Annotated in this window: 21 protein-coding genes and 1 riboswitch; of the genes, 12 read left to right on the top strand and 9 right to left on the bottom strand. The window is 47.8% G+C overall.

Going from position 1 to position 24386, the window contains the following annotated elements; genetic code table 11:
• Positions 1-9 precede the first annotated feature (9 nt).
• Positions 10-4068 carry a S8 family serine peptidase gene (locus tag ACYVFD_RS12075; RefSeq protein ID WP_461090316.1) on the bottom strand — a complete coding sequence of 1353 codons (4059 nt, stop codon included), beginning with the start codon at positions 4066-4068 and terminating at the stop codon, positions 10-12.
• Positions 4069-4265: 197 nt separating this feature from the next.
• Between ACYVFD_RS12075 and ACYVFD_RS12070 the strand changes: the two genes are divergently transcribed.
• The 3 genes from ACYVFD_RS12070 to ACYVFD_RS12060 all read left to right on the top strand — a co-directional run bounded on the left by ACYVFD_RS12070 (position 4266) and on the right by ACYVFD_RS12060 (position 6208).
• Positions 4266-4868 carry a hypothetical protein gene (locus ACYVFD_RS12070; RefSeq protein ID WP_461090314.1) on the top strand — a complete coding sequence of 201 codons (603 nt, stop codon included), beginning with the start codon at positions 4266-4268 and terminating at the stop codon, positions 4866-4868.
• 40 nt (positions 4869-4908) lie between these two features.
• The gene (locus tag ACYVFD_RS12065; RefSeq protein ID WP_461090312.1) at positions 4909-5475 is read left to right on the top strand and encodes a hypothetical protein; all 567 of its coding nucleotides are present in this window, start codon (positions 4909-4911) and stop codon (positions 5473-5475) included.
• 64 nt (positions 5476-5539) lie between these two features.
• On the top strand, positions 5540-6208 hold the full coding sequence (locus ACYVFD_RS12060; RefSeq protein WP_461090310.1) for a hypothetical protein: 669 nt from the start codon (positions 5540-5542) through the stop codon (positions 6206-6208).
• 68 nt (positions 6209-6276) lie between these two features.
• Here ACYVFD_RS12060 and ACYVFD_RS12055 read toward each other — a convergent pair whose 3' ends face one another.
• On the bottom strand, positions 6277-6753 hold the full coding sequence (locus ACYVFD_RS12055; protein WP_461090308.1) for an RES family NAD+ phosphorylase: 477 nt from the start codon (positions 6751-6753) through the stop codon (positions 6277-6279).
• A gap of 18 nt (positions 6754-6771) precedes the next feature.
• Complete coding sequence (locus tag ACYVFD_RS12050; protein WP_461090306.1) at positions 6772-7338, bottom strand: hypothetical protein; 567 nt, start codon at positions 7336-7338, stop codon at positions 6772-6774.
• Between the two features lie 253 nt (positions 7339-7591).
• On the opposite strand from ACYVFD_RS12050, the gene ACYVFD_RS12045 reads away from it, so the two are divergent.
• From ACYVFD_RS12045 to ACYVFD_RS12035, 3 genes are all read left to right on the top strand, one after another.
• A complete protein-coding gene (locus ACYVFD_RS12045; RefSeq protein WP_461090304.1) occupies positions 7592-9040 on the top strand; it encodes a DUF1800 domain-containing protein in 1449 nt (482 codons plus the stop codon).
• Positions 9041-9133: 93 nt separating this feature from the next.
• Positions 9134-10345 carry a DUF1501 domain-containing protein gene (locus ACYVFD_RS12040; RefSeq protein ID WP_461090302.1) on the top strand — a complete coding sequence of 404 codons (1212 nt, stop codon included), beginning with the start codon at positions 9134-9136 and terminating at the stop codon, positions 10343-10345.
• 176 nt (positions 10346-10521) lie between these two features.
• Positions 10522-11466, top strand: a complete 945-nt coding sequence (locus ACYVFD_RS12035; RefSeq protein WP_461090300.1) for a sugar phosphate isomerase/epimerase family protein — start codon at positions 10522-10524, stop codon at positions 11464-11466.
• Between the two features lie 124 nt (positions 11467-11590).
• Here ACYVFD_RS12035 and ACYVFD_RS12030 read toward each other — a convergent pair whose 3' ends face one another.
• The 3 genes from ACYVFD_RS12030 to ACYVFD_RS12020 form a co-directional block, all read right to left on the bottom strand.
• Positions 11591-12361: an SDR family oxidoreductase gene (locus ACYVFD_RS12030; RefSeq protein WP_461090298.1), complete on the bottom strand. Its 771-nt coding sequence runs from the start codon at positions 12359-12361 to the stop codon at positions 11591-11593.
• 111 nt (positions 12362-12472) lie between these two features.
• Positions 12473-13009 (bottom strand): hypothetical protein, encoded by a 537-nt coding sequence (locus tag ACYVFD_RS12025; RefSeq protein ID WP_461090296.1) that lies wholly within the window; start codon positions 13007-13009, stop codon positions 12473-12475.
• A gap of 17 nt (positions 13010-13026) precedes the next feature.
• A complete protein-coding gene (locus ACYVFD_RS12020; protein ID WP_461090814.1) occupies positions 13027-13380 on the bottom strand; it encodes a PadR family transcriptional regulator in 354 nt (117 codons plus the stop codon).
• Positions 13381-13591: 211 nt separating this feature from the next.
• Between ACYVFD_RS12020 and ACYVFD_RS12015 the strand changes: the two genes are divergently transcribed.
• The 5 genes from ACYVFD_RS12015 to ACYVFD_RS11995 all read left to right on the top strand — a co-directional run bounded on the left by ACYVFD_RS12015 (position 13592) and on the right by ACYVFD_RS11995 (position 20421).
• The gene (locus ACYVFD_RS12015) at positions 13592-14935 is read left to right on the top strand and encodes a M16 family metallopeptidase (RefSeq protein ID WP_461090294.1); all 1344 of its coding nucleotides are present in this window, start codon (positions 13592-13594) and stop codon (positions 14933-14935) included.
• Between the two features lie 6 nt (positions 14936-14941).
• Positions 14942-16318, top strand: coding sequence for a M16 family metallopeptidase (locus ACYVFD_RS12010; protein ID WP_461090292.1), 1377 nt, complete (start codon positions 14942-14944; stop codon positions 16316-16318).
• 81 nt (positions 16319-16399) lie between these two features.
• A riboswitch (cobalamin riboswitch) is annotated at positions 16400-16610 on the top strand.
• Between the two features lie 60 nt (positions 16611-16670).
• The gene (locus tag ACYVFD_RS12005) at positions 16671-18623 is read left to right on the top strand and encodes a TonB-dependent receptor plug domain-containing protein (protein WP_461090290.1); all 1953 of its coding nucleotides are present in this window, start codon (positions 16671-16673) and stop codon (positions 18621-18623) included.
• Complete coding sequence (locus tag ACYVFD_RS12000; protein ID WP_461090288.1) at positions 18620-19669, top strand: YncE family protein; 1050 nt, start codon at positions 18620-18622, stop codon at positions 19667-19669. Before ACYVFD_RS12005 ends, ACYVFD_RS12000 begins: the two co-directional genes overlap by 4 nt.
• Positions 19666-20421 carry a Dph6-related ATP pyrophosphatase gene (locus ACYVFD_RS11995; RefSeq protein ID WP_461090286.1) on the top strand — a complete coding sequence of 252 codons (756 nt, stop codon included), beginning with the start codon at positions 19666-19668 and terminating at the stop codon, positions 20419-20421. Before ACYVFD_RS12000 ends, ACYVFD_RS11995 begins: the two co-directional genes overlap by 4 nt.
• 68 nt (positions 20422-20489) lie before the next feature.
• Here the strand turns inward: ACYVFD_RS11995 and ACYVFD_RS11990 are convergent, their stop codons facing one another.
• Positions 20490-21041, bottom strand: a complete 552-nt coding sequence (locus tag ACYVFD_RS11990) for an RNA polymerase sigma factor (RefSeq protein WP_461090284.1) — start codon at positions 21039-21041, stop codon at positions 20490-20492.
• A gap of 156 nt (positions 21042-21197) precedes the next feature.
• Positions 21198-21473 (bottom strand): hypothetical protein, encoded by a 276-nt coding sequence (locus ACYVFD_RS11985; RefSeq protein ID WP_461090282.1) that lies wholly within the window; start codon positions 21471-21473, stop codon positions 21198-21200.
• Between the two features lie 840 nt (positions 21474-22313).
• Between ACYVFD_RS11985 and ACYVFD_RS11980 the strand changes: the two genes are divergently transcribed.
• Positions 22314-22862 carry an RNA polymerase sigma factor gene (locus ACYVFD_RS11980; RefSeq protein WP_461090280.1) on the top strand — a complete coding sequence of 183 codons (549 nt, stop codon included), beginning with the start codon at positions 22314-22316 and terminating at the stop codon, positions 22860-22862.
• On the opposite strand, the gene ACYVFD_RS11975 is transcribed toward ACYVFD_RS11980, so the two are convergent.
• Positions 22854-24326 (bottom strand): TonB-dependent receptor, encoded by a 1473-nt coding sequence (locus ACYVFD_RS11975; protein WP_461090278.1) that lies wholly within the window; start codon positions 24324-24326, stop codon positions 22854-22856. The genes ACYVFD_RS11980 and ACYVFD_RS11975 overlap by 9 nt on opposite strands.
• Positions 24327-24386 lie beyond the last annotated feature (60 nt).

The following is a 24386-nucleotide window of genomic DNA, read 5'->3' as shown; positions in this document are numbered from 1 at the left end:
TCGTTATAATTAGTGTTTGCGAATCCGTTTTACCTGAACGCTTTGCGTCCGGTCGTCTTCAACAACCACAAAAAACGTACCGTCGGGAAGGTCGCTTACATCAACTACCGTTGAATAACTTTTGCCATCTTTTTGTAACGTAGCCGTGCGAACAACCCGTCCCTGTAAATCGGTGAGTTGAACACCGGGGGACTTGGGTAGTGACGATACTGTCCAGGAAATGGTCAGTTCCTTATTAGCTGGGTTTGGGTATACATTCAACTCTTCTTCAGTACTGGCAGGCTCAGTGGCCAGAATAGTTATGACCACTTCGCTGGACGTGGCTACGCCACAGCCATTTACATTTCCCTGCACCGAATAGCGTCCTGATTTTACCGCCGTATAACTGGCCGATGTAGCACCGCTGATCGGAACCCCATCCAGTAGCCATTGAATGGTTGCAACGGCATTGGACGAAAGGGTGATGCCATTGGCCGTTACCGCCGGAGTTTGAGGTGTATTGACTGCTACAACGGTGGCCGATGAACTTATCGGCAGGCAGGTATTGGCTACTCGTACGGTGTAATTGCCCGCTGTGTTTGCCTGGAGTATATTGCTCGTAGCGCCAGAAATAAGCTGACCATTCCGGTACCATTGATAAGTCAACCCGGTCGCATTTGTTGTTTGTAAGGTTAAACTGGAACCCTGGCAAATGCTGGTTGAGCCCGATGGGCTGATCGACGCCGTCGGGTAGGCACCTGTGGAGATACCTACGGGCGTTCGTTGAGGATTTGGACAGTCGAGCGACCGAACCTTTAGATTATAGAAATAATACCAGGAGGTGGTCAAGGTATCGGTAGAGGTACCGCTGTTAAACAAGGCCCCTTTGAGGGTCACGATGGGTTGGCCGTTCTGTGATTTCAATTGATAAGGAAGCCCCGTAACCCCACTATTACTCCGAAAGATGGAAGCTCCACCCGAATAGGAAATCGTAATCTTATAATCGCCCGCTGCCGGGATGCGTAGATTGAGCGGATAAACGGCTCCCGGATCGTTGGGGTCATCCAGCAAGTTCCCATTGCTGGTCGTAGCCGTTAAACTCTGATCGCGGGTAGGGGTGACGTCCAGCGTGACACTGGAAACCGTTGTGTTATCATATTTAGTGACCGTAAATGTGATTTGACCCGCATCGCCGATATAAAGCCGCGCGCTTTCGATGACGAGCGGAACCGTCGTAGAAATAAGCGGAGCCGGCACATAAGCCCCGTAGTAGGTGCCACCACCAAATGCCGCTTTAGTAGCTGGACCGATTGTTGCTGAAAAATCATTCAGAGCCGCGTAGAACTGCCCGCCCGACGGTGCCCGTTGCGCAAATGTCTGATTACCGGCTGCCAGCAGCGTGCCACCCGTGGGTGTGTCGTACCAGTAAGCTGTACCACCACCTGTGTTTCGGAGTGAAATAACCGTATCGGAGCCGCAGCGGGTAGCTGTAAAGAGTCCGTTGGTTGGCGCGATGCCAGTGGTACGGGTTTCAATGATGGTATTGTTCGCGGTATTCTGATCGGTGCTTAATCCAGTCGTTATCGTAAACCGATAGGTTTGCCCGGCCAGCAAGGAAACACTGGCTGGTTTGTTCAGGGTTAAAATGCCGTCTCGGAAAGCGGCTAGTTTAGGCAATGTACCGGTCAGTGTCGTTAAGTCGGTATTGTTGGCATCCGTAATTTTTACCGTGACGGGCACATTGGCCTGATCGACTGAACCGTAATTGTGCAGACGAACCGTTACTGCCAGATCGGAAGTGGTCAGACCGCAGAAATTGGCATCGGGCGACACCAGTGCGGTTGCTCCAATATCGTTGAGAGTTTGAATGATATTCAGAGTGTAATCCTGTGTCTCGCCATTGCTATACGCTCCACAAGCCACCACGTTGGTTGGATTATCCGTTTCGGTTGCCACAATCCGTAAGCGAATCGACTGCCCGTTCTGAACACTACCTGGAATCGTTACTGTCGTCGAAAACTGATCCGAATTGGGTATTACGCCCGACGTAGCGATAGTTTCGCCCGCATCATCAAAACTGCCATTCTGATTCCAGTCGGCAAAAGCTTTGACAACGACGTTTTTGACGCTCCCGCACGTACCCAGCAATACAATTAGTGGAATGGGCTGGTTTGCCTGAACGGTTGTACTAACCTGCGAAAAATCCGTGTAAGCTGTGCACCCATCGGCACCCGCCTGATTGATCGTGCCAAACTGTACGCGGCTGATTTTGGTGTCGGCAGTCGATGTCGCTTTCGATTCGCAATACACGTTTCCGCCAATGCCACTCACTATCAGAGCGTAATCCTGCTTACTGCCGCTCAACGTGCCTTTATGGGAAATGATCAGTGTATAGGTTTTGCCCGGTACGGTATTAGTCAGCAAGATCTGCTCGATGTTGTCGCGAATGTTATCGCCATGCGTAGCCGTATTGGCCGGATTTTCGGGGTCTAAGATCCATGGTTGCCAGGTGGTACTGCCGTCACTCACGCGTACATCAAGGTCATTGACAAGTTTTGGGGTACGATTGTTCAGCGAGGCCGCGGTTGTACCGGCCGGGTCGTTCCAGCAGATAGTAGCCACAAGTTGTCCTTTTCCCGATGCTGTTACCTGAATCGTATCCCGCTGACCCTGATTGAGCGTTCGTTCACTGAGCAAATGACTCTGGTCGGTATTGCCAATGACTCGGGCAGCCTGCTCCATGTTCAAAAGCCCCCAACCAAATCGATAATCGGGACCGGGCGATGGGCCAGCTTCACTGGCCGTATGCAGTACCAGCCCCCGAAGGGTAGACGACCGCATGTACTTACCCGAATTAAGCTGATTGTAATATTCCTGAAGCAGTAATATCGATCCCGATACGTTGGGCGATGCCATTGATGTGCCGCTCAGACTCACATAGGCACTATCACTACTGGAGTTGGCCGACAGCACATTGACGCCAATCCCCACAATATCCGGCTTTATCCGCCCATCGTCGGTTGGTCCCCAGCTACTAAAGTCAGCGAGTTTCACATCCGACGGTTGATTATAGCCATAAGCCAGATCGTTTACGGCACCGACGGTCAGGATATTTTTCGCTACGCCGTTTGTCGAAATCTGGTCATAGCCCGTCTGTCGGTCGCGGGTTACAGTACTGAGTTTGTTGTTATGATTCACCAGGTAGTACGATTGCCCACCTCCAGGATAGCCATCAGCCCCGTGGTCGTTACCCGCCGATTTGACGATCAGGTAATAGGGAGCTGCGTTGGCAATCTGATCCCAACTCCGGGAGCGTGAATCATACAGCCCAAATTTATAGTCGTAGATCGGACTGACGGTTGTATCGCCATACCACTGCCATTGTGTCGATCCCGTCAGATCGGGGTTGTATTGATACCCAGCCAATGAGCCGTACGAGTGATTAGAGACCAGCAGATTCGGCGAAGCAGTCGTCATTTCCGACACATCGCTCGAATAATCCCAGGCCTGTAATTTGGCACCAAATGCCATACCTCGAGCCAGTGGATTCACCCCAGCACCGATCATGGTGGTGGCTACGTGGGTAGGGTGTTCTTCATCGGCAACGGTTGTACTGGCTTTATCATTCTGCGTAACGCGGCCTTTTAATTCGACGTGACTGCTCAATACAGCGCCCCCATCCCAGATACCCAGCTTGTTTTGCACCGACGCACTACTGCCCGACAAATTCAATCCTAAGCTCCCACCCGAATACAGCGACGAGGTTCGGGTACTAGTAGCCGCCTGTGCATTCCCTACGACGGTTGTACCCTGATACAGTAAATTCCCGAAATCATCGACACCGACTAGTTCCACAATTCGTCCGTTTGACCGTACTTCCCGCAACGGCCTTCCCAATTGCTTAGCCAGCGAAACGGCCCGGTTATAGCTGGCATCGTGGGCTTGCTGAATCAGTTGCCGAAGTTGCGTGATCTGTTGTCGTTGCGCCGACGAATAGGGTAAAGACTGAGCAGCTACAATGGATTGAATACCTGCCAGTACCAGAATACCAAAAAGTCTGTATTGAAAAGGCCGTAAAGCGTGAATCATAAGAGAATAAGGTCACCTACAGACCACCTATAAAAGTACATGTATAGATACGAGAAATGAGTGACTAATGTTGCGGCTAACCCTGAGCTGTGAGATTAATTTGCATTAATCTGATAATTGACAGGTTTCTAAAGTAAATCCCTCATGTGACAAAACGACTTGGAGAATTGTCTAATTGGCCTAAGCAATACTCTATAATGAGTTTCCCCGGAATTATAATAAAGCTGCTTACTGCCGTATTTTTTATCGGTTCCCTAACTGCCTGTCAAAGCCAATCCAGCCAACCGGTCTCTATTTCATTTGATAGAGAATCATTGGCGTTCCCTATCACCGTTGAGGAAGCTTTTAACCGATACAAACTCTCATTTAGGTCGCCAGGGTACTATTACCGTAAAGACGAAGGGCGTGAAATGTCAATTGATATCATAGTTCATAGTGGAGATTACTGGAATGAACACCAGCCGAAAGAAGCGCTATATGATCGAGATGTTGTTTCGTATGTGCTATTGTATGACGGGAAGAAAATAAGTTCTGACTCCGTCAGGCACAATGTAGAGCGGCTATGCCATTGTAAGCTGACATTCTCGACGGATTCGCTTTCAGATGCGCAAAAGAAAGAGCCGATAGCTCGATTGATGCCAGATGGCGGGCGTCATCATTATGGATTGGCAAAGCTAAGTGAGGACGTTACCGTTGGTTTTCGCAATAAGCCAAATTTCCGGGGTGCAAGCCTGCCCGAAGTGCGATTTTTTTACAAGCAATCGGCGACTGAAATTAAACGAGGAATGAGCCAGTACTAGCTAATGAATTCATGGAATAAACAACCCAGATACATTTCTTATGAAAGTAATATCAATCCTAAGATGGCTAGGTTTGCTTTTTTTTAGCTTGCCCCTATATTTTATTTGCCAATCGCCTACCGATAGGGATTATTTGGTATTTAAAGACCCGTCTAAATCCGTTCAGGATTCTATGTTGCTTTTACGAAAATTGTGTGAATCTGTAGAGCCTAAAGAATTCACAAATTGTTACATCAAAAAACTTGATAGCACGCTACTATTTAGGCGAAAAAATTTAGGGAAAATAGATTCGATATCCATCCTGAATGAGGGATTTAAGGGGATGGAATCTGCAGAGATAGCCAAATTGTTATCAACTTTAAAGTTTTTAAATCGAAATGGTATTTCAGGTATTTATCATGATACATCTATAGGGTTTTGGCTTTACATATATAAACAAGACTATAGATTCAATGATATACATTCTATCCGGAATATATATATATGGAATTCTCATAATGATACATTACGTTCGGCCTTTACTTATTATTTTAAAATACTGGATAGGAAAGAGCATATGGTTCTTGTAGGTGATAACGACGTTCGTTACAAGCAATTCTCAAAATAGAAAACAGGCACATTAGCTGTATACGAACCTAGTCCAAATGGCCTTGTCAAGAATATTATTAGGTATGCTAGTCCTTCTTAATGGTGGTGTTGAAATCCAGTCTCCTGCCAGCCAGACGCCCCTTTGTATTGCGGGCGAATTTCGGTTTGGGAATTTAAGCCTACCTTACCCAGCGACAGTGGGACAAATTGCCAATGCTTATCATATGCGTTTTGAAAGCGGGATATTTATAAAGGATACCAGTCTGTTTCAGCATAAGCCAAAAATTAGCCTGACGTTGAAAAATGAAGTACGCAAAGGTAGATTTGCTTTAGACAGTTATGAACGTCCAGAAGACATATATGAGCGCCCTGTTCTGGAATATCAATTTCATGTTTGGGAAAAAGTTTGCTCATTCGATAGCCTTCGTTCAATGATTGAAAAAGAGGCTGGAAAAACATTTCGTGCGTTCCCTGCCGCTTCCTATTCAAGCCCTTCTTCTCCCTGGCGACCATTTTTGAAGGGGCAAACTTTGTTTGTTTATACGTTGCGTATCAGTGAATGCATGGCTGTTAATTTAATGAATTTTCCTTCAACGATACCGGGGGCTAGACCTGATATTAAAACATACCCGTTTACTTCTGTCAATTTTATTCTTTATAAAACGGATAAGGAAATTGAGCAGATGTATGAGCCTTTCGAGGTTAGGAATAAGGATTTACTTAGGCGAAGTGACTCATTGATGAAGAACTGATAATTCGGCTTTCTAAATAAAACAGCCACGCCAACTAGGTGTGGCTGTTTTGTTTGTGACCATGGTGGCTACTGGTTAGTAGTTGACCATAAGCGTTTGTCCAAAGCAATGTCCTGCTCACCGGTTATCGTGATCGTTTGGTAAAGTGGGTGGCGGGGGTGCAGTAAGATATTGTACGACAAATCCATAACCGCCGAAGGAACGCCTAAGCCGAAGTCAACCGGATGTTGGAGCCACTCCATGAGTACTAGCTGGGTGATAGGCAATGCCGTTGGATGCGCCCACTCGGTTGGTAAAAAATCAGGATGAATCCAGCGGACTTCGCCATCGGGGATGTCGAGTGTAAAGAGCCGTAGGCGAGGCAGTTGGTCATAGCTTACTCGTGGAAAGTGAACCATTGTTTCCAGCAAAGCCAGCGCGGGCGATGTAGCCGTATATAAAATCCCAATGCCCGGTGGGTTCCAGCGTCCACCAGCAATCTCAGCCCCTATCACCGATAATGGGTCATGCCAGTAGGGCTCTTTTAAAATGCGATAAACCTTCACGTAGATTGATAGGCTGTCTTAACTAAACACACCCGCTTCGATACGAGTAAATACATTATCGACCAACTTACAGCCGGTAATTGTATCCAATAGTGATAATGGGGTTGGATAAGGACGGACTGCCGACGTTTCTGGCTGAGATGGGAGCAAAGACCGAACGGATCCCGGAGTCGATAAATCAGGAGGCCCCTGTTTCGTACCCATCTCGGCAATCGGTTTGGGTGTATATTGGCTTTGGGGCGGTGCGAATCCAACTTCGGGTGTGGCTAGTTCGGCCAGGGGGGTTCGTAGCCAGGTAGTAAACACGGCCTGTTGATGATCAAAGACAGCGAGCCCGTGCTCAAACAGCTTTTCTAACAACAACAGTCGTTCGGAAAGCTGGACAGATAGGTCGCCCTGATGCTGATTGTACAGATTCCGTTCAGTGATGCCTAAGACAACTGCTATCTCTTTCTTGGTTAAACCGCCCATAGCCGCAATCTGATCGATACGAGTACGCGGCAGACGTTGGCGAGCCTGTATAATAAGATCACTGGTAGAGAAGCCCCAGCCCGATAAGGAATGATGAGCAGCAGTTATAGCCATCGTATACGGAAGTTTTTCACTAATCTAACGGAAGTTTTTCAATTTTGATTCCTTAGGCTCTACTTGAACTTGAGTGAGGTCGGGTTCTTAAACCCGACCTGCGAGGTTTCGAGAAACCTAATGATGCACTCGATTTTGAGAAACCTCGATGTGTCAGATGTGAGCATCTGACACCACTGTAACATGATTTTTAATAACTTGATGTTAAACCTTTGGCTTTCTGAGTAATCCTATAGGCTCAACTGCTTCGCGGATGGATATATTCACAAAAAACGAACAGGATATTGCCCGGCTGCGCTACCTCTATAGCCGGGCTGGGTTTGGCGCTACGCCGACTGAGTTGTCGGAAGCATCGCGTAAATCATTGCGAAAGGCGGTCCGTCAATTGTTTAAGGATAGTGAGACCGTAACGGACCTACAGGTGGTGGAGCCGGATCAGAACGAAACCAAAAAACAACTGAAGGGGATGTTTCGGAATGGACAACTCGACCGCGATATGCTTAAAGAGCGGATTCGGGAGAATGCCGAAAAAGTGCGCGATCTGAATCTGCAATGGCTCGATCATATGGCCACGGGCAAAGCCGCCTTACGCGAGAAAATGGCGTTGTTCTGGCATGGCCATTTTGCCTGTCGCACACAGGGACGCAACCCGCTGTTTATGCAGCAGTATGCCAATGTCATCCGCCAGAATGCCCTTAGTAAGTTTGGCGATTTGCTGATGGCCGTTTCGAAATCACCGGCTATGCTTCAGTTTCTGAACAACCAGCAGAACCGGAAAAATGCCCCCAACGAAAACTTTGCCCGGGAGGTCATGGAGTTGTTTACGCTGGGTCGCGGTAACTATTCGGAACACGATATCAAAGAAGCGGCCAGGGCATTTACAGGCTGGCAGTTCACTCTCGACGGTCAGTTTATCTTCCGACAGCAAGTCCACGATGATGGGGAGAAAATAATCTTCGGGAAAACGGGTACCTTCAACGGCGACGATGTCATAGCAATGTTGCTGGAGAATAAGCAGACGGCCCGTTTTATTACGGCCAAACTGTACCGGTTCTTCGTCAACGAAACGGAAGATGCCAAACGAGTCGATGAGCTAGCTGACCACTTCTACAAAAGTGGTTACGACATTGCCGGACTGATGGAGACGATCTTCAACGCCGACTGGTTCTACGATCCTAAAAATATTGGCGCCCACATCAAATCGCCGGTCGAGTTACTGGCGGGACTACGTCACATGCTGGGTGTACAGTTTGAACAACCGCAGTCGCAGGTATTTGTGCAACGGACACTTGGGCAGATTTTGTTCTATCCACCTAACGTAGCCGGTTGGCCCGGTGGTAAAAACTGGATCGATTCGTCGAGCCTGCTGTTTCGGATGCAATTGCCCAGCTTCGTATTGAAGTCAGCTGAAGTGACTGTTCAGCCTAAAGATGAGGGCGATATAAATGCGCAGCAGTTAGCCCGAAAAGGAGGGAATCGTTTTCAAACCAAGATCGACTGGTCAAGTTTTGAAGCTGCCTTTGCCAAAACACCCGACGCCGACCTGACCGATGCCATTGCCAATGCCCTGCTGCCCTTTCCGCTTCGTTCCGAACAACGCACCACCATCGAAAAGCAAACCAAACCCGATCAGTCGCGTACTGAACGCATTCATACCCTCACCGCAGCGCTCATGAGCCTGCCTGAGTATCAGTTAACCTAATTTTGAATGAGTGAATGATAGAATGATTGAATAGGCTGACGCAAGCCTTCTTATTCAATCATTCTATCACTCACTCATTCAATCATTAAGATTATGAACCGTCGAAACTTCCTTAAACAATCGGCTTTTACGACAGCGGGAACGATGCTGATTCCGCATTTTCTGAAAGCTTACGAAGCGCAGATGCTGGGTCAGCGACTCGCATCGAACGGTAAAATTCTGGTGGTGGTGCAGCTTTCTGGTGGAAATGACGGCCTGAATATGGTGGTGCCTTACCGCAATGATATTTACTACCGCGAACGACCATCTATTGCTATCAGGCCCGAGAAAGTGCTTACACTGAACGATGAAATTGGGCTACACCCATCCATGACGCCCTTGAAAGCGCTGTACGACGAGGGACTGGTTACGGTGATCAACAACGTCGGCTATCCAAACCCGGATCGCTCCCATTTTCGGTCGATGGACATTTGGCAAACAGCTAGTGATTCCGACAAGTACTTACGGACGGGATGGGTAGGCCGGTATCTGGATGCGGCCTGTGCCGGTAAAGCTCAGCAGCCGTTCCGAACTATTGAAGTGGACGATACGCTGAGTCTGGCCATGAAAGGGACTGAGTTGAATGGACTGGCCGTTTTAGACCCGAAGAAACTCTACAACCAAACCCGTAGCGGTTTAGTGACCGGGCTCAACAACGGTCATAAGGCCGTAGGTCAGGAACCCGAATCGGTCGCTTATTTGTACAAGACACTAGCCGAAACGGTGTCGTCGGCAGAGTACGTATTCGATAAGGCGAAGGTTCATACGAATACGGCATCGTACCCAACAACTGAACTGGGCAATCGGCTCAAAATTGTATCGCAACTGATTCAGTCGGATGTAGCCACCAGCGTTTACTATGTGTCGATTAGCGGTTTCGATACGCACATCAACCAGCCGGGGCAACAGGAGCGTTTGTTAGGCCAATATGCTGAAGCGATGGGGGCTTTTATGACTGACTTGAAAACGGCTGGTCGGCAGAATGACGTGTTGGTTATGACGTTTTCGGAATTTGGTCGTCGGGTAAAACAAAACGCCAGTAATGGTACCGACCATGGTACGGCCAACAATGTATTCCTGATTGGGGGTGGGCTGCCTTCCAAACGCGTTCTGAACGAAGCCCCCAACCTGGCCAAACTGGATGAAGGTGATTTACGCTATTCGGTCGATTTTCGTCAAATCTACGCAACGCTTCTCCACGACTACCTCGGCGCCGATGATGTCGCCATTCTGGGCCGCAAATTTGATGGCGTCAAGATTGTCTGAAGAAATGCCATTAGGTGGTCATTAAATTGTCATTTGTAGTCATTAATCGTTAAGACTATTCACAATAAATGACAACGAATGACTACCTACTGACCAGTTTATGACAATTCAATGAAGTAGGTTTGGGCCTTTTTCGCATTTAATAGGCAGTGCTAAATCGCCTGAATGTATCGTTCATGACCCAGTCTGTTTCTCGTCGCCAAACCTTAGCCGCTCTGACTGCTACCGTTGGAGCCACCCTTGCGCCAAAATCATCCGAAGTAGTAGCTGCGCCAACGGCTCAGTCGCTGTTTACGCTATGCCTGAACATGAGTACCATCCGGGGCCATAAGCTCGGGTTTGTCAAAGAACTGGAAGTAGCTTCAAAGGCGGGCTTTCGTTCGGTCGAAATATGGATTGAAACCTTGCAGACTTATTTGAAAAGTGGTGCGACAGCAGCCGATGCCCGTAAAGTATTGAGCGATACCGGGATAAAAGTCGAAAATGCGATCGGGTTTGCGCCCTGGATTGTCGATAACGATGCTGACCGCGCCAAAGGCCTGGATCAGATGAAGCGTGAAATGGAGATGCTCGCTGAGGTCGGTTGTATGCGTGTAGCTACACCACCCATCGGGGCACAGACGCCCAACAGTCCCAAAATCGATCTATATAAAGCGGCCGAACGGTATCGCACCCTTCTCGAACTAAGCGATAAAACGAAGGTTATTCCACAACTCGAACTGTGGGGTTTTTCGCCAAACCTAAGTCGGCTGGGCGAAGTGATGTTTGTCGCCATTGAAAGTGGCCATCCATCAGCTCGCGTGCTGCTGGATATTTACCATCTCTACAAAGGCGGCTCAGGGAATACAATGCTGCCGTTGGTTGGGAAATCTGCCCTTGAGGTATTCCACGTCAACGACTATACCGCCGATTTTACGCGCGAAAAGATCACCGATGCTGACCGTGTATTCCCCGGCGATGGTGTAGCGCCAATTAAAGAAACGCTACGGTTAATCAAGCGTTCCGACAAGCCTATCGTGTTATCCTTAGAGGTCTTCAACAAAGCCTACTACGCACAGGAAGCTCAAACCGTAGCCAATACCGCCATGACGAAAATGAAAGCCATGGTGACAGGTGTGTGATTCACTGGTCATTAATTGGTCATTCGCTTCGCGTCATTCACTGTCATGCATCGTTAGGGTGCTTGCCATACATGACTACTGAATGACGATCAATGACGCGAAGCGAATGACCATCCAATGACATTCAATACGCCCACGCCATTAATCCGCCATCGACCGAAATGGTTTGGCCGGTTACGTAGCTGGATGCAGGCATCGTCAGAAACGAAACCACCGACGCGACTTCTTTGGGCTCACCAATTCGATTCATGGGCGTTCGCTTTAGAATGCCACTAAGCTTTTCGGCATTAGTCAGCACGGGTGTGGCTAACGGCGTTTTGATGTACCAGGGGGCTACGGCGTTGACCCGAATGCCATCGGGTGCCCATTCGACCGCTAAATTTCGGGTTAATTGCAACAGAGCCGCTTTGGTCATGCCGTAAAGCGAGCCACTGCTGGTGTGCGCCAATCCCGATACCGATGAAATAAAGACCACTTTCCCATTACCCGACGCCTTCAGGAGCGGATACGCGGCCTGAGTAAGTTCGTAAGCTGAGCGCAGGTTGGTATTCAGGATATGATCGTATTCGGCTGAGCTGTATTCAGCGGTGGGTTTCCGAATGTTAGTACCGGCATTATTAACCAGAATATCCAGGCTGCCCCACATGGCCTGGACTTTGTCTATGACCTGCGCAGCTATACTCGGCTGGCTAATATCAGCAGCTATGCCATCCACCGTATGACCCTGTTGCCGATAGTCGGTTAATTGTTGTTGAAGTAAGTCATTGTTGCGGGCGATGAGGAAGACCGAAGCACCGAGTTCCAGAAACTGCTGGACAATTGCTTCGCCAATACCCTTGGTGCCACCCGTAACGAGCGCACGCTGGCCTTTGAGTGACCAAAGAGATTGATTCATATACGTTCCAAGTTTATAGTTTCAGGTTTCAAGCTGGCGGATGTACAGTTTTTAGTATACGTTCGCCAACTTGAAACCTGAAACTACAAACTTGGAACTTCAACGGGTAAATTACAACCTTTCTTCGTGCTCGGGTACGGTTTGCCAGCGTTCCTGTTGCAGAAAATACAGCACCACTGCCACTGAAACGGCTCCCACGCCAACAATCCAGACCATACCCCAGGGGCTCCAGTACGACCAAGATTTCTGGCTAATCAGATGCAGCAACGCAATCATCATCAGACCCAGGCCTAAGGCACCACATAGGGCATAAATCAACGTTCGATTGTACGACTGTCGCATGGCATACGCTCCGTAGGATTTGTTCCGAAACTGGAACAGGATATCGTCCAGGCTGGCTTCGGCGAGTTGTGCGTCGTTAAAGGCTAATTCGCGCTGGTATACTTTACGAAGCTTTTGGACGGAGTCGGCATTGGCTTCCATCAGTGTTTTCTGCATGGCCGCTTCAAACGGGAGACCAATCCACATGTAGTGTTCAACTTCACAAACGAGGTGATCGAGTAGCTCAGTGAACAATTCGTCGGTCAGGCCACTTTGAAGTAGATAGGTGTAAAGGCGGTCGACTTGCTGGGGTGTAAGTTTTTCCATAAACGTAACGGGCTAAATCAATGGCCATAGGCAATTGACGGAGGGGTTTGAAATAGTTGCTGCATATAATCGACAAAACGTTCAAACTCAGATATTTTCTGAAGAGCTAATTCATTGCCACTGTCGGTCAGCGAATAATATTTACGCAATCGCCCTTCTACTTCTACCGATTCGGTGATCAGCAATCCCTCTTGTTCCAGCTTGTGTAATACGGGATACAGCGCACCAAAGGTTAAGGTAAGCTCCCCTTTGGTACGTTCCTTCACGGCCTGCGTAATCTGATAACCGTACATTTTATTCTGCTCTGAAAGCAGCTTTAAGACAATTGTCTTTAATGTTCCGCGTAAAAATTCACTACCAATGGGTTCCATGTTAATGAGCACAAATTGCCCCGTTTGTCGCTACGAATATATATAAGAAAATTAAATATACAAGTACTAGTTTGTATTTATTGATGATGCAGCCATCGGCTTGTTGGTTGGATTAAAAACGAAGACTAAATAGCAGCATACCGCTTAAACGACCCTGTTTGGCAATCCTCGGTTTCACTGTTATTTTTAACGTTTTCAAGCTAATTTTCTCATGAACAAACGAACCGGGCTGTTGGCTGGCCTAATACTGTCGACAAGTGTCGTGCTAGCCCAGAATAAGCCCAAACCGGAGGACGTTCAGACGTTCACGCTTAAGAATGGGATGAAATTCATGGTTCTGGAAGACCATTCGATTCCCAATGCCAACTTTTATACCTTCTGGCGAGTTGGTTCCCGCAACGAAGTGCATGGCATTACGGGCCTGTCGCACTTTTTCGAACACATGATGTTCAATGGAGCGAAGAAGTACGGCCCTAAGCAGTTTGACCGGGTAATGGAAGCCAACGGCGGCTCCAACAATGCCTACACAACCGAAAACACCACCGTTTATACGGACTGGTTTCAGAGCGGTGCCCTCGAAACGATTTTCGACCTTGAATCGGATCGGATTCGGGATTTGGCCATTGATCCCAAAATGGTAGAAAGTGAGCGGGGTGTTGTTCTGTCGGAACGGAGTACCGGGCTGGAAAATAGTAACTACCGGGTTATTAGTGAGTTGGTGCAGTCGGTGGCTTTTGTGGAGCATCCCTATATGTTTCCGGTGATCGGTTTTGAATCGGACATTAAAAAGTGGACGCAGGCCGATCTGGAAAAGTATTTCAAAACGTATTATTCGCCGAACAATGCGGTGGCTGTGGTCGTGGGTGATGTAACAGCAGCCCAGGTGAAAAAGCTGGCTGAGCAATATATTGAACCCATTCCCGCCCAGAAACTGCCCGATAGCCTTCGGACGGTAGAGCCTCCCCAGAATGGCGAACGTCGGGCCACTACGTACAAGGATGTTGCGACCCCTAATATTTTACTTGCCTATCATACGCCCGCTGCCCGACACCCCGACTATTATGCACTCGATCTGCTCAGTGGTGTATTGAGTTCGGGTAACTCGTCTCGTCTGGTGAAGTCGCTCGTGCTCGATTCAACCATTGCGTCGCGGGTATTTTCCAATATGGATCAATCGTTCGACCCAAGCCTGTTTTCGATTTATGCCATTGCTGCCAGTGGGATTTCGGCCGAGCAACTGGAGCGGTCCGTCTTGCATCAGATCGATAAGGTCGTCAACGAAGGAATTACCGACGTCGAGCTTCAAAAGCTTAAGAATCAGAAGTTGATGGAATTTTATCATACCATGGAAAGCATCAACGGGAAGGCTAATTCGCTGGGAACCTACGAACTGTTCTTCGGGGATTACAAAAAACTATATGAAGCGCCGTCGCTGTACGAGAAAGTGACCAAAGAAGACGTACAGCGTGTGGCCAAAACCTATCTCACCGCCCGGAATCGAACGGTTGGCTATTTACTGCCCGAGCCGAAAACGAATCCGTCGAAAAATAACTAACTACTAATGAGACAACTATCTTTTGTATTGCTTGCCCTTTTGGTGGCAGGTGCGTCGTGGGCGCAGACGTTCAAGGTGCCGCCTTATCAGAAATTCAAGCTGAAAAATGGCCTTACCGTTTACCTGATGGAGCAGCGCGAAGTGCCGCTGATCAACGTGTCGGCGGTGTTTGATGCCGGTGCTGTGCAGGATGGTAATCGGTATGGACTCTCCAACATGGCCGCCGAAGCACTGCTGTTTGGTAGCGCCAAATACACCAAAGCTCAGCTGGAAGAAAAAGCTGAATATGTTGGCGCTACTATCGATACCTATGCGGGAAAAGAGGTGGCTAAACTGTCGGCGTCGTTTGCCGTAAAAGACCAGGATTTACTGTTCGATATTATTCAGGATGTGATCACCAAACCAACCTTCGATCAGGCAGAATTCGATAAGTATAAACAGCGTCAACTGCTCCAGCTAACCCAACAGAAGGAAAGTCCGCGTGGAGTGGTCAACTCTTATTTCAATCGGTTTGTGTACGAAGGTCATCCCTACGCTAACCCGATAACGGGTACGCCAACGGCGGTTTCGGCCATTTCGGCAGCCGATGCCCGGCAATTTTACCTGAAAAATTATACGGCTGATCGGGCTGCCATTGCTGTAGTGGGCGATTTCGATACACCTTCCATGAAGAAACGCATTACTGATTTGTTCGGGAGCTGGAAAACGGCTGCGGCAACGTCGCCGAAGTTGACCGAGCCTACCGTTGCTTTCGATAAAAACCGGGTGTTATTGGTCAATAAAGACGATGCTCGCGAAACGACGTTTTTGATCGGTGGCAAAGGTGTTACGCAAAATAATCCCGATTTTATTCCGATTACGGTGGTCAATACCATTCTGGGCGGGCGGTTTACCTCCTGGCTGAATGATGCCCTACGGGTGAACTCGGGCCTGACCTACGGCGCAGGTAGTCGGTTTGCGACCTTTCGGAATAGCGGCACATTTGCCATTTCGACCTTTACCAAAGTCAGTACCACTACGCAGGCAATAGACATGGCGCTAATGGTACTCGACAGCCTGCACAAGACTGGAATCGACGAAAAAACGCTTACCTCGGCTAAAAACTACGTCAAAGCCGACTTCCCACCCCGCTATGAATCGGCCTCCGAACTGGCCAACCTGTTGACCGATATGTTTAGCCTGGGCTTCGATGAATCGTTTATCAATAATTTTCAAAAGAACGTCGATGGGTTAACCGTGGCCAAAACGCGCCAGATCATCGACCAGTATTTTCCGAAAAATAACCTGCAATTTGTGCTGATTGGCAAAGCCGACGCCATCCGCGACAAGGTGAAAAAGTACGGCGTCATTACCGAAAAAGAAATCAAAGCCGACGGGTTTTAATTGCGATTAAACACAGAGACACGGAGTGCACAGCGCTAGATTTCTTTGTGCACCCCGTGTCTCTGTGTTTAAATTCCTGTACCTTTGTCGTGAGTTTTCGGTGCCTGATGTCGTTTCGTGGCGACTTTCAAGGCTTAAAAGGGAAGTTGGTGAAACGCCAGCGCTGTCCCCGCAACTGTAAGTCTCTCAAAAAAGTCGATTCATACTACGTGACCACTGCGCTGGTAATCAGGGCGGGAAGGTTCGAATCGATGAGACGAGCCAGGAGACCTGCCGACGACCATCCGCTGTTCTGGTGTTCGGAGGAAACACCCTGGCCGCGTGCTGATGTTGCACACTTGTTATCGTTATTGTGAAAAGGCAAGCCCTTCGCTGGTGGGTATTGGGATGGTTTGTCGGCTTTATAGTCGGGCAACCGGTCGCTGCGCAATCCGATTCGGCCACAACGAGTCGATTGTCGGACGCGGTATCGCTGTCGGCGGTTACGGTGCGGGCCATTGCGCCTGAACGGTTCCTGGCTGGCCAGAAACTTCAACGTATCGACTCCACTACATTGCTTCAGTTTCGGTTCGCTTCCCTCACGGATTTGCTGGCACTGAACACCCCACTGGCTTTCAAAAGCTACGGCCCTGGCCAACTGGCAACGGTATCGTTTCGAGGTACATCGGCCAATCATACGGCCGTACTCTGGAATGGTATCAACATCAACCAGCCAAATCTGGGGCAAACCGATTTTTCGACGTTACCCGTTGCTGGGTTTGATCGATTGGCTGTCCAATATGGCTCTTCAGCCAGTGCCGTAGGGTCCGATGCCGTTGGGGGGAGTGTGTTGCTCGGTAATACGCCCGATTGGCAACCTGGATTGCGTCTGACGGTTGGCCAGCAGGTTGCTAGCTTTCGGAATAACCAGACACAGGTTGGCGTACAGTATACAACGGCCTTGGGAGCGAGCTGGAAATTGGCGGGTAAGACGCTGACTTATCTCTCAAAATTCAACAACAGGTATCCGTACACCGAACGACAAAACTACTTTCTGGAGCCATCGACAACCGGGCAGCGGGGACTTATTCAGGATTTATATTTTTTGCACAAGAGCGGTCGTCAAATTTCCATAAATGCCTGGTTAACAGATAACGACTTAATTCAGTCACCACAGGATACCATTGCCCGAGAGCGCACCCGAACCCAGTCGGCCCGCTTTTTGGCTACGTACGAGGCCGATAAAACAACCATTCGAGTTGGCTGGATTCGTGACGTACTGGATTATGCCAAAGGCAATATATATGATCCTGCCCATACGCAGACCGACCGATTCATTAGCCGGATAGAACGGGAGTTTTCTATCAAATCGACCCAAACCTACCAGCTTACGTTACGGACCGGTGGTGAATGGTCGCATTACCGAACCCGGACGGATGGCTATGGTGGGCAGTTGATCGAAGAAAATCGGGCCGATCTGTATGCGTTGTTCCGACTCCAGGCAACACGCTGGCTGGTATCGGCCAACGTTCGACAGGCATTTGTGGCCCGTTTCAATCCTCCACTTACTCCTTCAATCGGAGCAGAGTATCAGCTTGTGCAACATAAAAACTTCAGCCTTACGGCCAAAGGAGCCATTAGCCGAAGTTATCGCGTACCAACCTTAAATGAACGCTACTGGACTGATTTAGGAAACCCAAACCTCCTGCCCGAAAATGGCCTGAACCTGGAAGCCGGTTTAGCAACGGCAGGCGCGCTATCAGACAACCTAAACCTGACGGCGGAGCTGACAGCGTATCGAAACCGGGTCGATAACTGGACCTACTGGAATCCGACGACGAACTATCATGTCGAAAATCTGCAATTAGTTATGTCACGCGGCCTTGAATTGACGACCGGGCTAACCTACGCACAGGTTGGCTGGAAGGCGGGAGTACGGATGAGTTATGCTTTAACCCGCTCGTCGCAGGAGCGGGCGTACGATGCGTATTCGCAAGATATAATTGGCAAACAACTCATTTATGTGCCAATTCACACGGGTACGCTTAATGCCTATCTGCAGCAAGGTCAAACGCGCCTAAGTGTCCAACTTCAGGCCAATTCCCGTCGGTATACCACCTTCGATAATACCCAGTTTTTCAAAGGTACAGTGCTGGCAAATGTGCTATTGCAGCACTCGATCGTCTGGGAAACAGTTCCGATTCGGATACAGGGACAGGTGAATAATGTGTTCGATGCGCTTGTGCTGGGCGTAAAACGGAATGCATTACCGGGCCGAAACTGGGCCATTAATCTGATTATTAATTTTCCTTCTCATACACAATGAAAAAGCAATGGACCAAATCAATGGTAGTTGGGCTGGTGGCCCTGAGTGTCTGGAACTGTAAAACGTCGGACCCCGAACCAACTCCCTATGAATCAGGTGTATTTATTTTAAATGCAGGTAATTTCTTTGATAATAATGGTACGGTTTCATTTTTATCACGCAATAGCCAAACGGTAGCTACCAATATTTTCCAGGCCGCAAACCCATCATTAACGCTTAGTGGTGGGGTACAGGGATTTATCGAAGTGAATGGTAAAGGATTAATTCTGGTCGATAATAGCAACACAGGCCAGGACAAAGTAGAGATTGTTGAGTACGGAACCTTTCAGTCGCGGGCAACGCTGAAATCGCCCGACATTGAAAACCCCCGTCAGGTCATTCAGGTTGGGCCAAACAAGGCGTACATCAGTTGCTGGGATGTTTCGGGTTCAGGGTCCGATTTCTATAAAGATCCGGGTTATATTGCTGTAGTTGACCTGAATACCAATACGGTTACCAAAAAAATTCCGGCTGTGAAAGGAGTTGAGGGCATGGTGCTGTCAGGCACAGAAGTCTTTGTCGGGAGCAATACCTATAGTGGTGATAAAACGTTACTGGTCATCGACCTGGTCACGGATGCTGTCAAGCAGCGAATTGATTTTGGCGCTACGCCTGAGCCGGTTGCTCTTGATGCGGATGGGAAACTATGGCTCAAAGCGGGTAATGATCTGGTGCAACTTGACCCGGCTACTCGACTTGTGGCGAAACGTCTGACTTTCGCATCAGCGCCTGGTTCGCTTATTTTAGATGATACCAAACGAACCTTTTATTATACCTATAATGGTAAAACATACAGCTTAGCCACTAGCTCGTCAACTCCGGCCAGTAGCGTTGTGATTTCCCGGTCTTTCAGCGCACTTGGCTTTGATCCAACAACCAAACGTATCTATGCCAGCGTAATTCCATCCTACAAACAGGCCGGGTATATATTACGTTACGAAACATCTGGTGCTTTGGTCGATTCAGTTAAAGCTGAAATAGGCCCTTCAGGCTTTTATTTCCGATGAGCCGACAGCGGGCCATAATAAACTGGAGTGGAGGCAAAGATTCAGCCTTGGCGCTGTATCATAGTCTCCACTCCGGCCAGTGGGCGATTGAAGGATTGCTTACGTCGGTAAATGAGCTGCATAATCGGGTCAGTATGCACGGCATTCGGACAGAACTGCTACTGGCGCAGGCCGAACAGCTAAAGTTACCGTTACATACGCTGCAATTGCCCGGCGATGTGTCGATGGACATGTACAATACCCGAATGCGGGAAACACTGCAACCCTTGCGGGAACAGGGTGTCACACACTCCATTTTTGGCGATATTTTCCTGGGAGATTTACGTCGTTACCGCGAATCAGAGCTAACAAAGGTTAATCTAACCGGTGCCTTTCCACTCTGGAAACGTGACACAACAGAATTGATCCACGAGTTTGTGGAGTTAGGTTTCCGGGCAGTGTTGGTCTGTGTCAATGAAAAAGTACTGCCTGCCGAGTTTTTGGGTCGTGAACTAAATCTGGACTTACTGAAAGATTTACCCAGATCCGTTGACCCCTGTGGCGAAAATGGCGAGTACCATTCATTTGTATACGACGGTCCGATTTTTTCTAAGCCAATAGCCTTTCGTAAAGGCGAAGTGGTCCGGCGAACCTATACCTCATCGGGCGACACAAATACCGAGGAGAAAAAAGCTGATCAGAACTGGGACACAGGTTTCTGGTATCAGGACCTTTTATTGGTAAATCCGGCTCTGGCCGATGGGCTATTATAGGTATCTGGCAAGAAGGCCACCGGAAAAGGTATAGGTCAGACGAATTACTTCCGAACGTCGATGGTATTTTAGCCAGGATAGGATTTCTGGCAGAAGTGATAAATTCGTTCCCGGCTGCGTTTAAGCCGCATTTTAACAGCGCCGGGTTTTATTTTATAGAGTTGAGCAATTTCCTCAATTGTTCGGCCTTCCTCATATTTCATGCGCAAAATTTGCTGCTCATTCGTCGAGAGCGTCTCTAAAGCTTGTTTGACCAGATGAAGTGTTTCTTCCTGAAGCTGATTGTCTTTCGATTCGGTCATGCTTTGTTCATGCCCTTCGCTAATGGCCGTGGTGTTCATACGCTTCGATAGTCGTATTTGGTCGGCACAGTAGTTAAAAGCAATAGCATAGAGCCAGGTTGAAAATGTGGATCGCTCCTGGAAGGCATCTAGTTTGGAAAACGCTTTGAGGAAAATGTCATGCGTAAAATCTTCAGCCTGTTCGGAATGATTAGTCATCTGAAGACATTGCTGATAAACCTTGCCAACGTATCGATTGTATAGAGTCTCGAAGCAATGATCGGGTTGAGTGAAGAGGTGAGCCCGAATCATTTCTTCATCGGATAATGAACTTTTCATAAGGTAGGTATTAAGTCTAAGTTACATAGTAGACAATAAATTTATGAATAATCTTAGTTGAAGTTTCTTAATGGTTTGTATTGGTAAATTTATATTATAAAAATTTATTTATCGGTCTTAATTGCTGGTTAATAAGTTAATATATGTTGATATTGATTAGCGATTTGCACTATTTAAAGTTATTTGTCTGGCAATAAACTGCAAGCTTCTGGCCTGTTTATCGGGTGTTCGGGCATCGAAGGCAAGCTTTTCTATGGCTGGAAGTGGAAATGTCCAGCTTTGTATCTCGGCGTTCCATTCACTCGAACAGCGCATGATTTCTTCAAATTCAGTTTCAGTCCATTTCTCAAGAGAATATAATTCAGCTAATCGCTTTTTCTGACTGTGTAATATTTGGGTGATTTCTTTAGGGGTCGACAGTTTAGTTCTCATAGCGTTAATTAGACCTTCTCTCTAAAATAATAAGCAAATCCAACGCCAAACTGACAGGTGTCTGATTGGTAATTGTTTAGTACTTACGTGAAAAAGGCCGCTATTCAGTAAAAGCCCATTACCTGATTTTAATGAACAGGTTAGACTCTAGAAGCAGAAAAAGTAACATATAGAAGGAGCGACGAATGAGGTATAGGCCATTTATAGCGCTATATTCTCCACATGTAAAGCGAAACCAACCTGCTATAGGTTAGGGGAAGTCCAGTTTGTTGAGGTGTTTAAGTTTGCTTCGTCAAACACTGTTGTACAGGGGATTTAATAGGTCAACTAGACTATTGGTAAATCTGAAGTTGTGAAATAGAAGCTCGATTCACCTGTTATTAGCTGAATCCGGCCGATTATACATTTTGGGTAGTATGCTAAAGGCCATTAAATCAACTTAGATGCGTCAATACGCTAGCATTCGTTCAAATGGTATCAGAAAAAATAAATCGACTGGTTATTTCACTGCTTATTGTTGCCGGCTTTTTAATTGGGTTCATTGGCTACTGTGCCGCTTTAATTCATTGGATACAGACAATTTTGCATAGCCATTTGGCGAGCCAATCGTTTCAACTGATTGCTGAAACGGTCTTTTTAGTTATATATACAGCCTTGGGAGTGCGGTTCTGCCTACGAAAGATTAATATATTTTAATCGAACAGCTTAGGTGGGAAGGATGTACCACTTAATATATTTTTAGTATCCTATTGAGTCTGCCTTCGTCTTAGTGTCACTATTTACAAAGACCCATAGACTGAATGACACATAATTCTGGCAGCTTGAATAGGCTATTTTGTGATGAATACTTCACTAACAGACGAGGAAATGATTCGGCAGTACTTAAACAGCCACCCTCAGGAATGCTTTGAGACACTTTACAACCGCTATGTGAATAAAGTATATCGGCGTTGCTTATCCATGACGAAAAGCACCGAGCAGGCCGAAGATTTCACGCATGATATTTTCTTAAAAGCCTTTACAAAACTCAACGCCTTTCAGGAACGCTCGACGTTCTCAACCTGGCTTTACTCTATTGCGTTCAATTATTGTTCTGATCAGCTTCGGAGTGGAAAACGGCTTAGCTTTTCTTCAGTAGAAGAGGGATTACAACAGGACATTGCCGACGAAAAAGAATCACAGTTTCATGAAGAAACGATTCTGTTTGTTAAAAAAGCTATGGCCACCCTATCGGCTCACGAGCAAACGCTGTTGCAGCTCAAATACGAGCAGGATATGAGCATCGATGAAATCGCTCAACTCTATAATCTGAATCCCAGCGCCGTAAAGATGAGGCTGAAACGAAGCCGCGATAAAATTTATCAGCTCTATAAAAAGCATTTAGCTTGACGTTGCCTGCTCTTCCACTTGCTGCTGACGAACCTGCTGCCCAATGGGTACATACTCGACTTCGCAAGGATAGCCAAACAGACAGTTCGCTTTGATCTGTTCAGCCACCCGTTCGGGTACCATGGCTTCCCAGCCGTCTTCGCCCTGCTGAATCATTTCCAGCACATGGTCGGTGGAGATGTGCAGGTGCTGTTCCTTAAAATCGGTAATATCCTCAATCTTATCGTTGCGGACCAGGTATTGAAAAAGTGGCTCCAGCGTTGGAGGTAGTTTGAATTCGTTGCAGGTGTAAATGGCCCCTTCTTTCAGCGTTGGGTAAACAAAAAGCTTTACTTTCCGGCTGAACAGCGTAGCGAAGGATTCCAGAATACCACCCGGTAAAAATTCGTAGTGGCTTTCCTCAAAAATATATTCCAGGTTCGGAATGCCAATTACCAGACCAATTTTAAGGCGCGTCAGTCGGGCCAGGTACGCCACCAGTTTGTAATACTCCAGGTAATTGGAAATCATTACCGCCTGACCCATTGAGCATAGGATGTCGACCCGGTCCAGAAAATCTTTCTCGTCGATTCCCTGCTCGTTCGCTTTCAGGTTATGCAGGGTTAACTCAGCCAGCGATACAACCCGATTTCCGTCGACATCCGGTTCCTCTTTGAACTGCTTCAGCCCATTTTCTATCATATCCAACTGCACGTTCGTCAATGGACGGAGCCGCCCCCGCATCACAAGGATATGCTTCTTATAGAGTGCTTCCGAAGGTTGTAGTACCTGTCCGTCTGGTCCGAACAAGGCGGCATCGGTAAATCCGTTTTTCACCAGATGCAGGCTCATCAATCGGTTGTCGACTTCCAGAAAGTCGGGGCCGTTAAATCGAATCATATCAATCTGAATCCGTTCGGGGGCCAGATCGTCCATTAGCGACAGAACAAGTGTTTCGGGCGATTTCGCGTAGTAATAGCACCCATAGATGAGGTTTACGCCAATGACGCCCAGAGCCTGTTGTTGCAGGATGTTTTCGTTGTCGAGCATCCGGACGTGGATAATTACGTCGTTATAGCCTGCCTGTGGGTTTAGCTGAAATCGGCAGCCAATCCAGCCATGGGCTTCGTTGGTTTTCTGGTAATTAAGCGCAACAACCGTATTGGCAAAGGCAAAGAACGTAGTATCAGGCCCTCGTTTGTCGGCCAGTCGTTTTTCCAGTAAGCTGTATTCTTTACTCAACATTTTGACGAGTCGCGACTCCACCACATACCGACCACTTTCTTCCACGCCATAAATTGAGTCACTAAACGTCATGTCGTAGGCCGACATGGTTTTGGCGATGGTTCCCGACGAGCCACCAGCCTTAAAAAACATGGCCGCCGTTTCCTGACCGGCGCCAATCTCGGCAAACGACCCATAGATACGACGATCAAGATTTATTCGTAATGCTTTCTGCTTGGTACCTATATTCTTCTCGTACATGGTGTTGTAGCGGGTTGCCTGATGATAAAGTTACAGGATAAAACAGCAAAAGCAGCCCAT

Source organism: Spirosoma gilvum (assembly GCF_054776815.1).
Note: the sequence above shows the minus strand (reverse complement) of the source record. Positions and strands in the feature narration are given on the sequence as shown.